Consider the following 14445-nt stretch of genomic DNA (forward strand, 5'->3'; position numbering starts at 1 on the left):
TCCGGTGTGAGGGAACCCGGCCCAAACAGGGGTACGGGCCGGTGATAGATCGATCCCACTAGTGGGACCAATGGTGAACATAGACACTGCCGGGACGGGTGGGAAGACGCGCGCGTCGATTTATTGCAAGATTTTGTTGGGAATGCTTTTCACCGTCACACCCCTGCGCTTCATCAGCGACGCTGACCAGCATGGATCGGCCGAAGGCGCTTTTAGTGACGTATTTCGATCAATGCGATCGGGCATACGACAGTGGGGCCGGCGGCGTCTCCGCCACCGGCCCCACCCACCCACCTGAAGATCAGTTTCTGATCCGCACGACCATCTCATCGGTCGGCTTCTTACCCTGCTTGACGATCTCGATCTGAGTGCCGCTGCCGGCCACCTTCACCGAGTTCTGCTCGTTGCCCGCCGTCCAGTAGCGGTTCACCGCGCTGTCGTCGAAGACCGGGTTGGCCTTCAGCTTCGGCAGGGTGACCGGCACTCCGTTGAGGTGGAAGGTCTGGGCGGGCTTGTCGTACCGGCTGAACGTCGCGTCGAAGCCGTTACGGCGGTTGGTGATGGTGCCCTGGCCCTTGACCGTGATCGCGCCCGGGCGGACGTCGACCGGCAGGTCCAGGCCGTACCCCGGGTGCTCCGAGGTGTTGTTGTCGCCGTACGCGTAGTTCACGTACCAGACCAGCATGCCGGGCTGGTTCGCGTACCGCTCCACCCAGTTCGGCCGGGTGTTGGTGAAGCCGTAGTTGTACCCACCGGTCCGCAGGGCGTCGTCGTACCCGAAGTAGGTCCGGTTCTCCGCGATGTAGAAGCGGGGGTACGAGTCGGTCACCGAGCCGCCCATCCGGGTGAAGCCCCGGGCGGTCCACTCGGCGGCCAGCGTCTCGGCGTCGTCGGTCCACGCCGCCGTGCCGTTCTTGACCAGCGAAATGTTGTCCAGGAACACGCCGGCCAGGTGCTTGCCGCCGTCGCTCTGGTAGCGGTAGCGCAACTGGATGGCCTTTCCGGCGTACGCCGCGAGGTCGTAGTCCAGGTCCACCCACTTGCCGCCGGACGACCCGTCGAGACCGGTCTCCCCGACGTCATTGAGCGGGCTGCTCAGCGACGCCCAGGTGGCGCCGTTGTCGGTCGACACCTCGGCGTAGAAGAAGTCGTAGTCTTCCTCGGTGTCGTACCAGGCCTTGGCGTTGATCGAGGCCGAGCTGGCGCCGGTCAGGTCGAGTTGGCGGGTCAGGCTGTTGTTCAGGTTGTCCGCGCTGCCGCCCCACCACTCGTTCGACCCACCGAACGGCGTGTTGTAGGTGCTGGTCTGCTCCTGCGGCGGCAGGTTGACGACGACCGCCTGGGCCTTCGGCCCATCGCTGTCACCGGCCGGCCCGAGCGTCACCTGGGAGGTGCCCTTGCCGTACTCCACCGTGGAGTGGTTCAGCCAGCCGAGGAAGAGCTTCGACCACGGGTCCATGTAGCCCGGGGTCGTCCCGATGTCGTCCTTGCCGTGGCTCAGCCACGAACCGGAGGACATCAGGCTCCAGAACCCCACGCCGTTGTCGCCGCCGGCCGTGTCGTACAGGTCCGGCAGGCCGAGGTCGTGGCCGTACTCGTGGGCGAACACGCCCAGGCCGCCGTTCTCCGGCTCCGTGGTGTAGTCGCGGATCCAGAGGCCGGTGTCGCCGATCTGCACGCCACCAGCCAGGTTGCCGGCCGGCCCGGCCTTGCCCATGAGGTCGGTGAAGGCACCCCAGCGGTGCGACCAGATGGCGTCCTCGCCCTCGGCGCCACCGCCGGCCTCCTCGCCCTCACCGGCGTGCACCGCCTGGAAGTGGTCGATGTAGCCGTCGGGCTCGTTGAAGTCGCCGTCGCCGTCGAAGTCGTACCTGTCCCAGATGTCGAACTGGGAGAGGTACTCCTTGATCTGGGCCGGGGTCTTGCCGGCCTTGACCTGGGCGTCGTACCAGGACGTGGCGCTGTCCTTGACGAAGTTCCACGAGCCGTCGCTCTCGGGGATGGCGTTGGAGCCGTACCGCGCCTCGTTGAACGGCACGGTGACCCAGTCGCTGACGTCGCCGCCGACGGTGTAGCGGCCGCCGGACTGCTTCAGGTAGAAGTCCCGCATCGACTCGCCGCTACTACCGTAGAACATGTCCAGGTAGTGCTGGCGGTCGTAGTTCGACGACCACGAGGTGCTGTTGTCGTCGGTGGTACCGCCGTCCCAGTTCCGGTCCGGCTCCTGGATTTGGCCGACCACCGGGCCGGCTGCCCCGCCGGTGCGCGGGTCGGTCTTGTCGCCGAAGTTCACCAGCATGGTGAAGATCGGGTCGACCTTCGGCGGCTGCTGGTACTCGACGAACCGGTCCTTGATCTTGATGACCTTCGAGCCGTTGCGGGTTTCCAGCTTGGCCTTGCCGGAGAGCAGGTCGGCGATGGCCTGCTTGCGGATCTCCCGCTGCTGATCCGCCTTCGGGTCGGGGAGGTTGTCCCGGCCGTGCTCCGAATTGTCGGATGAGGGGGTCGGGTTCGCCGCCGGGGCGCCGGAGGCCGGCGTCGCCACGACTCCCGCCGCCAGCAGCGCGGCCGTGGCGGTGGCCAGACCGGCTGTGACTCGTCTCCTCAAAGGTCTCCTCCTTTGTGGACCTGTGTTACATGACAGTGAACGTCGAAGCAATCACTGTCATGATGTGCGCCACACACCTTTACAGAGAGTCCGGCCGGTTGTCACGAGTCGATCAAGCGGGCCGAAGGTGGTTTTGGAGGGTTCTGGGGCGACAAATCATGACCAGATAGTCGTGGCCTCAGGCAACTATTTACATCACGGTTCTATCAAGATCATCAATTCTGCACGGGATTATGAGGTTCCCGATCTCCAGCGCCCGAGCCGACGAGAACGTCACGCCGTGCGGTGGGACCGAATGCGGAACGGCCCGCCCGGAGCGTGGTGCTCCGAGCGGGCCGCCCGTTGATCCGTCGGACGACAGACCTGTTGCGGTCAGTTCCTTGCCGGGGTGACGTACACCGTGGCGGACGAGTTGTCCCGTGCCGCCTTCTTGATGGTGAGCGAGACGCCGTAGTTGACGCCCTGGTCGCCGGGGTTACCGGTGCCCAGCACGATCGCGCCGCTGCCCAGGGTCACGCCGTAGAACTCCGGCGCCGGGCTGCCGTCCGGGTGGGTCACCCGGGTGGTGTACGGCGCGTTGTTCCGCGACGGCAGCACCACCGAGGCGTCGTTGTCCCGGGCGTACGCCGCCCCGTCCCGCATCTCGATGCCCGGGTACCAGCCCTTGGCGTCGGTGAACGCCTTCACGCCCGGCTGGGACTTGAACTTCGTGCAGTAGGCGCTGTACGGCTCGTCCGCCGCCTCCAGGCACTCCGTGAAGGGGTACGTCTTCTGCAGCGTGAACGCCGCGTTCGCCGACTGCGGACGGCTGGGCAGGTTGTCCGTCACCGACGGGTCCTTCACGGCCGCCTCGCCCTTACGCCGGTACGGGTCGAAGTGCGAGTCGACGATGAGCAAACCACCCTTCGCGCCGTAGCTGGGCAGCGCGGTCATCTGCCCGGTGACGTGGTTGACGTCGCCGAGCGCGGTGTCGCGGTACCAGACCAGCATGCCCGGGGCGTTGTACGAGATGCGGTCGACCTTCCACGCGTCGTGCGAGTAGATCGTGTCGTAGGCGTACTTCAGGCCCTTGTCGAAGCCGTCGAAGTTGCGCCACTCTGCCAGGTAGAACTGGGCGTGGATCTCGGTGCCGCTGGAGACCTTCCAGCCGGCGCCGGTGGTGTCGACGAAGGTGCCGCCGGTGGCCGTCCAGCCGTTGGCGCCGCCCTCGACGTCGTCACTCCAGGTGGTGGCACCGCCGCCGGTGACCGAGAAGTCGTCGACGAACCAGTTGCGCTCCTGGAACGCCTCGTCGGTCGCCTGGCGCAACCGCAGCTGCACGGTCGCCCCGGCGTGCGCCGACAGGTCGACGTAGTCATGACGCCAGCCGTTGGTGCTGCCGGTCAGGCCGTACTTCTTGCCGCCGAAGTCGTTCATCCGGCCGTTCGGGTCCGGGTAGCCGTCCGGCGTGGTGACCACCGTGCCGCCCTCGTCGTACACCTTCTGCTCAGTCCAGGTCGTACCGCCGTCGGTCGAGAGTTCGACGAAGCCGTAGTCCCAGTCCTGCTCGATGATGTAGTTGTTCCACATCCAGAACTTGGCGTCCGCAGCCGCCGGCACGTCGACCGAACGGCTTAGCTTGACGTCGGCCCACTCCTGGTCATTGTTGCTGTGCCACATCTTCGTGCCGCTGTGCGGCGTGGCCAGCGTCGTCACCTTGTCCGGCAGGTCGACCTTGATGCCGTCCTCGGAGTCGATCGGCGTACGCGAGCTCTGTCCGAGCTTCACCTCGCGCGGGTTAGACCCGGGGCGGATGGTCAGCGGATCGGCCCAGCCGAGCACCCACTTGTCCCAGATGCCCATGTGGGTCGGCAGCGCCTGGAAGATCTCCCCGGAGTGCGAGCCCGAGGCCATCAGGTCCCAGAAGTCCACGTCGGAGTCGGCGTTGCCGGAGGTGTCATAGAGGTCCGGCAGGCCCAGGTCGTGGCCGAACTCGTGCGCGAAGACGCCGACACCGGCGTCCTCCGGCTGCACGATGTAGTTCGACACCTTGATGTTCGTGCCCGGGATGGTGTAGCCACCGGCGACCGTGGAGGAGTGCGCCCAGACGGCGTAGACACCCTCTGCGCCGCCACCGCGGGACTTGCCCTGCCCGGCGTGCACCAGCACCAGGTGGTCGATCACGCCGTCCGGCTCGAAGACGTTGCCGTCCCCGTCCCGGTCGGCCTGGTCCTCGATGTCGTAGTCGGCCCAGGGGAAGTTCGGGTCCGTCGCGGCGAGCGCGTCGATCGCGTCGGTCGCCAGACGACCGGCGCCGGCCGGGTTCTCCGGGTGGCCGTTCATCGACTGCTCACGGCCCGGTACCCAGTTGCCGTTCTCGTCCTGGAAGCAGCGGTTGGCGGCGTACCATCCCTCCGAGTGCGGCACAGTGACCCACGGGCTGGCCTGCCCGGCAACCGTGTACGCGTTCTTGGACATTTCCAGGTACATGTTGTGCATGGTGCGACCGGACAGGTCGATGCCCCGCTTGCCGTCCGGCCCCTTCAGGTCCTTGCGCACCCGCTCGGTGATGCCCGTCTTGCTGTAGAGCATCTTGTCGAAGTGGGCCGGCGAGAAGTCCGGCACCCACATCGAGTTGTTGTCCTCGTGCGGCAGGGTCGCCGGGTTCGGGATGTTGTTGTGCTTCGGGCCGTTCTGCACCGTGCCGGGGACGCAGGTCCGGTCCTCGAACACCGTCTTCGGGACCATCACCCCGGTGAAGTCGTCGTTCGCCTGGTCGTTGAACTCCACCAGCAGCGTCAGCAGCTTCGCCGTCTGGGTGGTCGGCGACTGCTTGATCTTCCGGGGGCTCTTGCCGGTCTTGATCGACTTCGCTTCGATCTTGGCCAGCTGCCGGGCGGTCACCGGGTTGCCCCGAGCGTGCTTCTTGTCGAATGCACGCGCATCGTCGACGGCGGGGGTGTAGACGCCACCCTTGCCCTTGACCTCGCGGCCGGAAGTGTCCGGCTGCACCTCGGGCTCGGCGTAGTTGATGTAGTGCTCGTCGGCCCCGATCACCGCCCGGGGGGTGGCGGCGGACGACGTCTGGGCTGCCGCGCTGCCGGTCACGGTCAGTGACGTGGCCGCGAGGGCGATAGCGGGCAGCGCGACGAGTAGTCGTCGTCGCGCCCCGGACTGCGGTTTGTGGTTCATGCCGCTCCATTTCTCGGGCACGGGGAGGAGGACGTTGAGGTAGCCGACCATCGATCTGATGTCTGTCGAACTCTCCCAACCTGCGTGAACCTAAATCACAACCGGCCCAAAGCACAGAGGCGGCCCGCCGCGTATGTCCGTTCAGCTTCTCCGGACTCCTCCGACTGACCGATGTGACAGTGCTGAGGCGGTGTGGGTCGTACCCGTAAGAAATGACGGAGGGTGGCGGTCCGCACGGACCGCCACCCTCCGATATGTACGCCTGCCGTCAGTCCTCGTCGGCCTTCGCGCCGCTCATCCCCGAGGAGATCAGCTCCATCACGGACGAGTCCTGCAACGTCGTCACGTCACCGAGCGACCGGTTCTCCGCCACGTCGCGCAGCAACCGGCGCATGATCTTGCCCGAGCGGGTCTTCGGCAGCTCCGGCACCAGCATGATCTGCCGCGGCTTGGCGATCGGGCCGAGCGTCTTCGACACGTGGTTGCGCAGATCGGCGATCAGCTGCTCACCCGCCGCACCGGCGATGTCGGTGCTGCCGCGCGGAATCGCGAAGGCGACGATCGCCTGCCCGGTGGTCGGGTCGGTCGCGCCCACCACGGCCGCCTCGGCCACCGACGGGTGCGACACCAGCGCCGACTCGACCTCGGTGGTGGAGATGTTGTGCCCGGACACCAGCATCACGTCGTCCACCCGACCCAGCAGCCAGATGTTCCCGTCGTCGTCCTTCTTCGCCCCGTCACCAGCGAAGTACATGCCCTCGAACCGGCTCCAGTAGGTCTCCAGGAACCGGTTGTCGTCACCCCAGATGGTGCGCAGCATCGACGGCCACGGCTCACGCAGCACCAGATACCCGCCACCGCCGTTCGGCACCGACTGGCCCTGGTCGTCCACCACGTCGGCCGCGATGCCCGGCAGCGGGGTCATCGCCGAGCCCGGCTTGGCCGCGGTCACCCCGGGTAGCGGCGAGATCATGATGGCGCCCGTCTCGGTCTGCCACCAGGTGTCCACGACAGGCAGCTCGCCCCGGCCGATGTTCTGCCGGTACCAGATCCACGCCTCCGGGTTGATCGGCTCACCGACGCTGCCGAGCAGCCGCAGCGAGGACAGGTCGAAGCCGGCCGGGATCTCGTCGCCCCACTTCATCATCGTCCGGATCAGGGTGGGAGCGGTGTAGAGGATGGTCACCCCGTACCTGTCGACGATCTCCCAGAACCGGCCCTTGTTCGGGGTGTCCGGAGTGCCCTCGTACATCACCTGGGTGGCGCCGTTGGAGAGCGGCCCGTAGACGATGTAGGAGTGACCGGTCACCCAGCCGATGTCGGCGGTGCACCAGTAGACGTCCGTCTCCGGCTTCAGGTCGAAGACCGCGTGCGTGGTGTACGACGTCTGCGTCAGGTAGCCACCGGTGGTGTGCAGGATGCCCTTCGGCCGCGCCGTGGTGCCGCTGGTGTAGAGGATGAACAGCGGGTGCTCGGCGTCGAACGGCTGCGCGGTGTGCTCGGCCGACGCGGTCTCCACCGTCTCGTGCCACCAGAGGTCCTTCGACGACCAGGCCACCTCCCCGCCGGTGCGGCGGACCACCAGCACGTGCTCCACGGATGGGCAGTTCGCCACCGCCTCGTCCACGGTCGGCTTCAGCGCCGACGGCTTGCCCCGCCGGTAACCACCGTCCGCGGTGATCACCACTTTGGCGCTCGCGTCCTGGATGCGGTTGCTCAGCGAGTCGGCGGAGAAGCCGCCGAAGACGACGCTGTGCGCGGCGCCGATCCGGGCGCAGGCCAGCATCGCGACCGCCGCCTCCGGGATCATCGGCAGGTAGATCGCCACCCGGTCGCCGGCGGTGACCCCCAGCTCGGTCAGTGCGTTCGCCGCCCGGCAGGTCAGCTCGTGCAGGTCGGCGTAGGTGATGGTGCGGGTGTCGCCCGGCTCGCCCTCCCAGTGGATGGCGACCTTGTCGCCCCGGCCCGCCTCGACGTGCCGGTCCAGGCAGTTGTACGCCACGTTGAGCTGCCCACCGACGAACCACTTGGCGAACGGCGGGTTCGACCAGTCGAGCACCTCGTCCCACTTCTTCGACCAGGCCAGCCGGTCCGCCTGCTTCGCCCAGAAGGCGAGCGGGTCGGCGGCGGCCTCGGTGTACGCGTCGGCGGTGACGTTGGCGTTGGCGGCAAGCTCGGCCGGCGGGGGGAACTGGCGCGTCTCGTTCAGCAGATTGGCCAATGCCTCGCTCATGCCGTGACTCCTCGTCCTCGGGTGACCTGCGTCTCGCTAGGGTAGTCGTGGGGCTTCCGGCAGGCGACCGCTGCCCGCTTCCCTCGCGCCGAGCGGCCTCCGCCGCGCGCCCGACGGCCCGCGCAGTCGTGCCCGCGTCGGGCGCGCTGCGGCGGGCGGTGGCCCGGGTCGCGTTGCGGGCGGGTGCGGCCCCGGAGGCCGGGCCGGGTCGCTAGCGTGGCGGGGTGACCACGGACCCGCTCGCCCCGCTGCTCGCGCTCGCCGACATCGCCGCCGCCGTCGAGCAGGCCCGCGAGCGGTTCGACGAGGCGCTCGGGCACCGCGCGCTGCGCCGGCACGGCGGCCAGGTCGCGGCCGAGGTCAGCCTCCGGTCCGCGGTGGCCAGCGCCGCCCTCGAGGGGTACGCACACGAGCGCGAGGCGGTTCGCGCCGGCACCGTCACCGACCCGGTGCTCCAGGGGGCGCTGCGGGTAGCCGGTGCCCTGCCCGGGCTGAGCGAGCTCTGGCCGAAGGCGCCCCGGCAGGCCCTCGCGAAGCTGCACGTACTCGCCGCCCGGGACATGGTGCCGGAGGACGAGCTGGGCCGACCGGTCGCCGACCCGGTGGTCGCCGCCAGGCTGGACGGTCTCGCCGGGCTGGTCGCCGGTGGCACGAAGGTCTCCCCGCTGGTGCTCGCCGCCGTGGTGCACGGGGAACTGCTGAACCTGCGCCCGTTCGCCGGCCCGTCCGGCGTGGTGGCCCGCGGCGCCGCGCGGCTGGTGCTGCTCGCCAGCGGCTTCGACCCGCGCGGCCTGCTCGCCGTCGACGTCGGCCACCGCGAGCGGGAACCCGAGTACGTCGGCTCGGCCGGCGCCTTCGCCACCGGCACCCCGGACGGTCTGCGCTCCTGGCTACGCCACTACATGGCGGCCGTAGAGGTCGGCGCCGACCAGCTCACCGCCATCGGCGACGAAATCCTCGCCGCCACCTGACCCCGCGCTCCCGCTCCTGTCGATCATGGAGTTGTGGTGGCTCACAAGAAACGCGAAGAGCGCCAATACGCCCACCACAGGTCCATGAGCCCTTTGCTCTGCTTACACCCACGCAACAGGCACTGTCCGGATAGCGGGCACCAGGTGTTGCGCGGGAGGGTGGGTGTGGAGGTCAGGCGGTGGCGGCGGAGCGGGTGCGACGGTGCCGGCCGTACCAGGCGATGCCGATGGCCACACCCACGCCGACCCCCAGTGCCGCAGCGGCCACCGGGACGGCGGGACGCTCCCGCAATCGACGGCCCAGCGGGATCGGGTGGCGGAACTCCAGCACCGGCCAGGCGTTCTCCGAGGCCAGCTTGCGCAGCTGCCGGTCCGGGTTGACCACACTCGGGTGGCCGACGCACTCCAGCAGCGGTCGGTCGCTGTACGAGTCGGAGTAGGCGTACGAGTCGGCCAGGTCGTAGCCCCGGGCGGTGGCCAGCTCGCTGACCGCCTCGACCTTGCTCGGGCCGGCCGCGTAGAACTCGACCTCGCCGCTGTACCGGCCGTCCCGCACCGTCATCCGGGTGGCGATCACATCGGTCACCCCGAGCAGTTCACCGATCGGCCGGACCATCTCCTCGCCAGAGGCGGAGACCAGCACCACGTCCCGGCCGGCCGCCTGGTGCTCCACGATCAGCGCGGCGGCCTCGGCGTACACGTAGGGGTTGATCAGCTCGTGGAGCGTCTCCGCGACGATCTGGCGGACCTGCTCCACCGGCCAGCCCTTGCAGAGCGCAGCCAGGTAGTCCCGTGTTCGGGCCATGGTCTGCTCGTCGGTGCCGCCCAGCCGGAACATCAGCTGCGCGTACGCCGACTTGACCACGTCACGCCGGGTGATCAGCCCGTCCCGGTAGAACGGCCGACCGAACGCCAGGGCGCTCGACTTGGCGATGACGGTCTTGTCCAGATCGAAGAAAGCGGCACTTCGGCCCACGGCGCGAAAGTCTAGCCGGATGGTCTATGGTCGGCGGGTGCCCGGGGTCAGGCCACCCCTCGGACCTGCGGGCCGGCGCCACCACCTCCGCTCAGCGTGATCACGCTCACACTCCGCAAGGAGATTTTCGCAGTGAGTGGAGTGGACACCACTCGACGTGACGGGCCCGCTCAGGCAGACTTGTCCGCACGACGAGCTTTCATATCTCGGAAAACAGACAGACCCTCGGCGGTTGCACCCCCCGTGACCGCTGAGTGGTTCGGCTCGACCCCCCGGAGCCGAACCTTCGACGACCCCCGTCTCCCCCCGACGGGGGTCGTCCCTTTGTCCTGGGAGCGCTCCGTAGCAGGTCACAGGTCGTCCTCCTGCCCGTCCAGGTCGTCCAGGGACGGCGTTTCCCCGACCGGAGGCAGCAGGGAGGCGGCAGAGCGGTCGAACGCCTCCAGGACACGTGCGGCGTAGTCGTCCGTGGTGTGTGCGTATAACGATTGAGCGTCGTGCCCGGAGCGTGAGCCGAGTCAGTGAGTCCGGTCCGTCGATGTTCCTGGCGGTCACGGAGCTTCACCGCGCGCTGTGGCCAACATTGGCGGAGTGTCACGCAAGTCCTGATACCGATCTGTCACGCAGGTCCCGAGACCGGACACCGGCCTGCCGGCGTGTGATCCGACATTTGATGTGTGACTGGGATGCGATCGCTGCGAGCGCGCCACACCAGGTCACAGGTCGCCTCGGTCCTCCAAAACGCCCTCCCGGGAGGGGTCACTCCCGACCTCCGCCGCCGCGCCGCCGCTTCGGCCGGGCGATCTCGCCCGCGATCGGCAACCAGTAGAAGGGGATCAACGCGGTGATCACGGCCACGCCGAGGACGGGGACCAGGGCACCCAGCACAACTCCGGCGGCGATCCAGAACGGTGCGATCCGGAACCGCCTGCTGATGGCTCTCGCGCCGGCGGGATCAACGGTTCCCAGCAGCCGACGATCACGGCGCGCGTACGCCCAGATCGCGTTGAACAGAGTGGCTGCCACTCCGAGCGAGATGCCGTAGAAGACCACGGCGGTCCGCTGCCCATGTCCGTCGCGGAACGCGGCGGCCAGCACGGACGCGGCGAATGGCAGGAACGCGATGGTCATCAGCAGAAGAGTGTTGAGCAGCAGGACCACCCGGTCGGCGGCGCGCAGGTGGTCGAACATGACGTGGTGGTTGGCCCACACCTGCCCGATGAGAAGGAAGGTGAGGGCGTAGGCCAGGTAGGACGGCCACAACGCAGCGAGACCGTGGGTCAGGTGCCGGGTGTCCTGCGGTGGATGGATCTCCAGTACGAGCAGGGTGATGGAGATCGCGAAGACGGCATCGCTGAAGGCGACGAGCCGCGCGGGTTGGCGCTCCATCCCGAAGGCCATCGACCTTGCTGGTTCGCGAACAGGTTCTGCCACCGCCCAAGCCTGAGATACAGGACCTGCCTATACGTGCAGGCGGGCGGGCGTGTCACCCACCATCCCGCCCCGCCGGCCGCCCGGGGTCGGTGCTCGTGCCGGTCGCGTACCAGTTCCGACCGACTCGGCTGACCGAGGGCAGCGGGGCCGCTCCTATGTGTGCGGCCCCGCTGCGCGTTCCATCGAGGCGGAGCGTCGGTCGGACAGGCCACGCACATAGCAGATCAACTGTCACGCCGGGCGTTGTCCACAGCCCGCGGCGTTGTCCACAGACAGCGTCGCCGGGGCGGTCTGCGGGGCGGATTCCGAGCAGGGTCGGCGGCACAACCGAGCCCGACCGCTGGAGGCCGCGATGCCACCCCGTACCTCCGTTCCGCCGATCCGCCGGCTACCGCTGGTCGTCACGGAGGACGGCGACTTGCTCGACGACCTGCTCCGGCTCGCCGCCGCCGGCGGCACCGAGGTCGAGCTCGCCGCCGACCCGGCCGCCGCCCGCACCCGTTGGCTTCCCGCGCCGCTGGTGCTGCTCGGTGCCGATCAGGCGCAGTCGTGTCTGCGTGCCCGATTGCCGCAGCGGCCCCGGCTGGTGCTGGTCGGTCGGGCCGGCCAGCTCGACCCCGGCTGGCAGATCGCCGAGCTGATCGGGGCCGAGCACGTCGCCATGCTGCCCGCCGCGGAGCCGTGGCTGGTCGATCGGTTCGCCGAGCAGGGCCCGGACCGGCCGGACGGTTCCGGCGCCCGGATCGTCGCGCTGCTCGGTGGCCGGGGCGGCGCCGGGGCGAGCGTGCTGGCCGGCGGGCTCGCCGTGACCGCCGCCCGGGCGCGGCTGCGTACCCTGCTCGTCGACGCCGACCCGCTCGGCGGCGGTCTCGACCTCGTGCTGGGCTGGGAGCAGCTGGACGGGCTGCGCTGGCCGTCGCTCACCGGCGCGGACGGGCGGGTCGACGCCCCCGCGCTGGTCCGGGCTCTGCCCAGCCGGGGCGACCTGGTGGTGCTCTCCTGGGACCGCGGCGACCTGCTGGCCCTGCCCGCGGCGGCGATGGCCGCCACCGTCGACGCTGCCCGGCGCGGCCGGGACTTCGTGGTCGTCGACCTCCCTCGGCAGTTGGACGACGCCGCCATGATCGCCTTGCAGGCGGCCGATCAGGCGTTCGTCGTCGTCCCGGCCGAGTTGCGTGCCACGGCGGCCGCCGCGCGAGTGGTGGCCGCCGCCGCCCCGCACTGCGCCGCGCTCTCGGTGGTGGTACGCGGCCCCGCACCGGGCCACCTGCGGGCGACCGAGGTGGCACGGGCGCTCGGGCTTCCCCTCGCCGGCACGCTGCGCCCCGAGCCGGGGCTCTGCCGCGGTCTTGAACGGGGCGAGGCGCCGGCCGCCGCCGGCAAGGGACCGCTGGCCACGCTCTGCCAGCGGATCGTCTCCGACCTCACCGGCGTGCCCGCTACGGGTGCGGCATGACCGGCCGGCCGGAGGAGCACACACTCGCCGCCCGGGTGCGGCAACGGATCGCCGCCGACACCACCCCGGTCACCCCGGCGGCGATCGTCTCCGCGGTGCGGGCCGAGCCCACCACCGCGGTGCTCGGTGACACCGCCGTCCTGCGGATCGCCGACCGGGTCGACGACGACCTCGTCGGCGCCGGGCCACTGGCGTCGCTGTTGGCCGACCCGGAGGTGACCGACGTCCTCGTCAACGGGACTCGGGTATGGGTCGACCGTGGGTCGGGGCTGCACCAGGTCGCCGTGCCGGTTGGCTCGGTGGAGGACGTCCGGCGGTTGGCGCAGCGACTGATCGGCAGCGCCGGGCGGCGGCTCGACGACGGCTCCCCGTACGCGGACGCGCGGCTGCCCGACGGCACCCGGCTGCACGCCGTGCTGCCGCCGGTGGCGACCGAGGGCCCCTACCTGTCCCTGCGGACCTTCCGGCACCGCCCGTTCACCCTCGATGAGTTGGTGCGCCAGGGGACGGTGCCGCGACCGGTGGCACCGCTGCTCGCCGCCGTCGTCGCGGCCCGGCTGGCGTACCTGGTCACCGGCGGTACGGGGTCGGGCAAGACGACCCTGCTCAACACGCTGCTGGGAATGGTGCCGGCCACCGAGCGGATCGTGCTGGTGGAGGACGCCGCCGAACTGCACCCGGGGCATCCGCACGTGGTGGGGCTCCAGGCGCGAACCGCCAACGTCGAGGGAACGGGTGTGGTCAGCCTCGCCGACCTGGTCCGGCAGGCGTTGCGGATGCGCCCGGACCGGCTGGTGGTCGGGGAGTGCCGGGGCGGTGAGGTGGTCGACCTGCTGGCTGCGTTGAACACCGGCCATGACGGGTGTCGGTTCTCACCGGAGATTTCAGTACGCCAAGATTCTTTTCCGTACAAATTTCAGCGACGTCCCGATATTTCAGCCGGCTCTCCTGCCTTGGCCAAGCGCCCGGGACGAACGCGGCCCGCGCTGCCGCACCGGCGCAATCCGTGACGAGCGGTACCACGTGCCCATCACCCTGCAGAGGCAGCCGGGCACCTGGCGCATCGATCTGTCCGTGTGGCTGCGCGATCCGCACGCCACCGCCCGGCACGAGGCGCTGCGGGAGTCCATCACCGACGAGCAGTGGGACGCGGTCCTGCCGATCAAAGACGTGTGGCACCGGCTACCGGGCTACCCAGACCAGATCGGTGGCCTGGTGATCTACGCCGCCGTCCTGGACCACGGCGTTCGTACCCCCCAGCAGTTCGCCGCCTGGCTGGTCGAACACCGGCCCGCCCAGCCCTAGGCGGCACCCGCCCGCCTGTGAATGGCTGAGGCTATCCGTAGATAGGCCTGCCGGGCCCAGCTCTTCCCCCGCCCTCCTACTCTGCGCCTTCGCGTATGGCGCGTCAGGTGATGCCTGCTGACGTCCACAACAGGGCACCTGTCACGACAAAGACCGACGCGGCGCCTGCGGCACCGGCCACCACGCCGGCCCCTAGTACTCCAGCCGGGGATCGTGATCATGGCTCGATGAGGGCTTGTCGGGTGTAGTGGCTGGCCTTGGCGCGGGCTTGGTGGCGGCGTCGACGGATGG

At 69.4% G+C, this 14445-nt stretch carries 8 protein-coding genes and 1 pseudogene; 4 read left to right on the forward strand and 5 right to left on the reverse strand.

What is annotated here, in order from left to right; translation table 11 throughout:
* Positions 1-301: 301 nt before the first annotated feature.
* The 3 genes from ACWD5O_RS18610 to acs form a co-directional block, all read right to left on the reverse strand.
* Positions 302-2608, reverse strand: a complete 2307-nt coding sequence (locus tag ACWD5O_RS18610; protein WP_450086012.1) for an immune inhibitor A domain-containing protein — start codon at positions 2606-2608, stop codon at positions 302-304.
* Positions 2609-2980: 372 nt separating this feature from the next.
* Complete coding sequence (locus ACWD5O_RS18615; protein WP_450086013.1) at positions 2981-5779, reverse strand: immune inhibitor A domain-containing protein; 2799 nt, start codon at positions 5777-5779, stop codon at positions 2981-2983.
* A gap of 268 nt (positions 5780-6047) precedes the next feature.
* Positions 6048-8012 (reverse strand): acetate--CoA ligase, encoded by a 1965-nt coding sequence (gene acs / locus ACWD5O_RS18620; protein ID WP_354967349.1) that lies wholly within the window; start codon positions 8010-8012, stop codon positions 6048-6050.
* A 224-nt stretch (positions 8013-8236) separates the two neighbouring features.
* Here acs and ACWD5O_RS18625 point away from each other — a divergent pair, with 224 nt between their 5' ends.
* Positions 8237-8983: an oxidoreductase gene (locus ACWD5O_RS18625; RefSeq protein ID WP_450086014.1), complete on the forward strand. Its 747-nt coding sequence runs from the start codon at positions 8237-8239 to the stop codon at positions 8981-8983.
* Positions 8984-9155: 172 nt separating this feature from the next.
* Here the strand turns inward: ACWD5O_RS18625 and ACWD5O_RS18630 are convergent, their stop codons facing one another.
* Positions 9156-9959 (reverse strand): HAD family hydrolase, encoded by an 804-nt coding sequence (locus ACWD5O_RS18630; RefSeq protein WP_210911022.1) that lies wholly within the window; start codon positions 9957-9959, stop codon positions 9156-9158.
* Between the two features lie 759 nt (positions 9960-10718).
* The gene (locus ACWD5O_RS18635) at positions 10719-11393 is read right to left on the reverse strand and encodes a TMEM175 family protein (protein WP_354967351.1); all 675 of its coding nucleotides are present in this window, start codon (positions 11391-11393) and stop codon (positions 10719-10721) included.
* A gap of 352 nt (positions 11394-11745) precedes the next feature.
* On the opposite strand from ACWD5O_RS18635, the gene ssd reads away from it, so the two are divergent.
* From ssd to ACWD5O_RS18650, 3 genes and pseudogenes are all read left to right on the forward strand, one after another.
* Positions 11746-12849: a septum site-determining protein Ssd gene (gene ssd / locus ACWD5O_RS18640; protein WP_387328532.1), complete on the forward strand. Its 1104-nt coding sequence runs from the start codon at positions 11746-11748 to the stop codon at positions 12847-12849.
* Positions 12846-13712 (forward strand): annotated as a pseudogene (locus ACWD5O_RS18645) (TadA family conjugal transfer-associated ATPase); the annotation flags it as partial. The gene ssd and the pseudogene ACWD5O_RS18645, both read left to right, overlap by 4 nt.
* Before the next feature lie 160 nt (positions 13713-13872).
* Positions 13873-14154, forward strand: coding sequence for a hypothetical protein (locus ACWD5O_RS18650; RefSeq protein ID WP_354967352.1), 282 nt, complete (start codon positions 13873-13875; stop codon positions 14152-14154).
* Positions 14155-14445: the final 291 nt, after the last annotated feature.

It is taken from the genome of Micromonospora sp. NPDC005161 (genome assembly GCF_053599855.1).

Excerpts from the sequence above, each read along its gene's own strand:
- ACWD5O_RS18615 (WP_450086013.1), bottom strand. The coding sequence starts at position 5,779 with ATGAACCACAAACCGCAGTCCGGGGCGCGACGACGACTACTCGTCGCG.
- acs (WP_354967349.1), bottom strand. The coding sequence starts at position 8,012 with ATGAGCGAGGCATTGGCCAATCTGCTGAACGAGACGCGCCAGTTCCCC.
- ssd (WP_387328532.1), top strand. The coding sequence starts at position 11,746 with ATGCCACCCCGTACCTCCGTTCCGCCGATCCGCCGGCTACCGCTGGTC.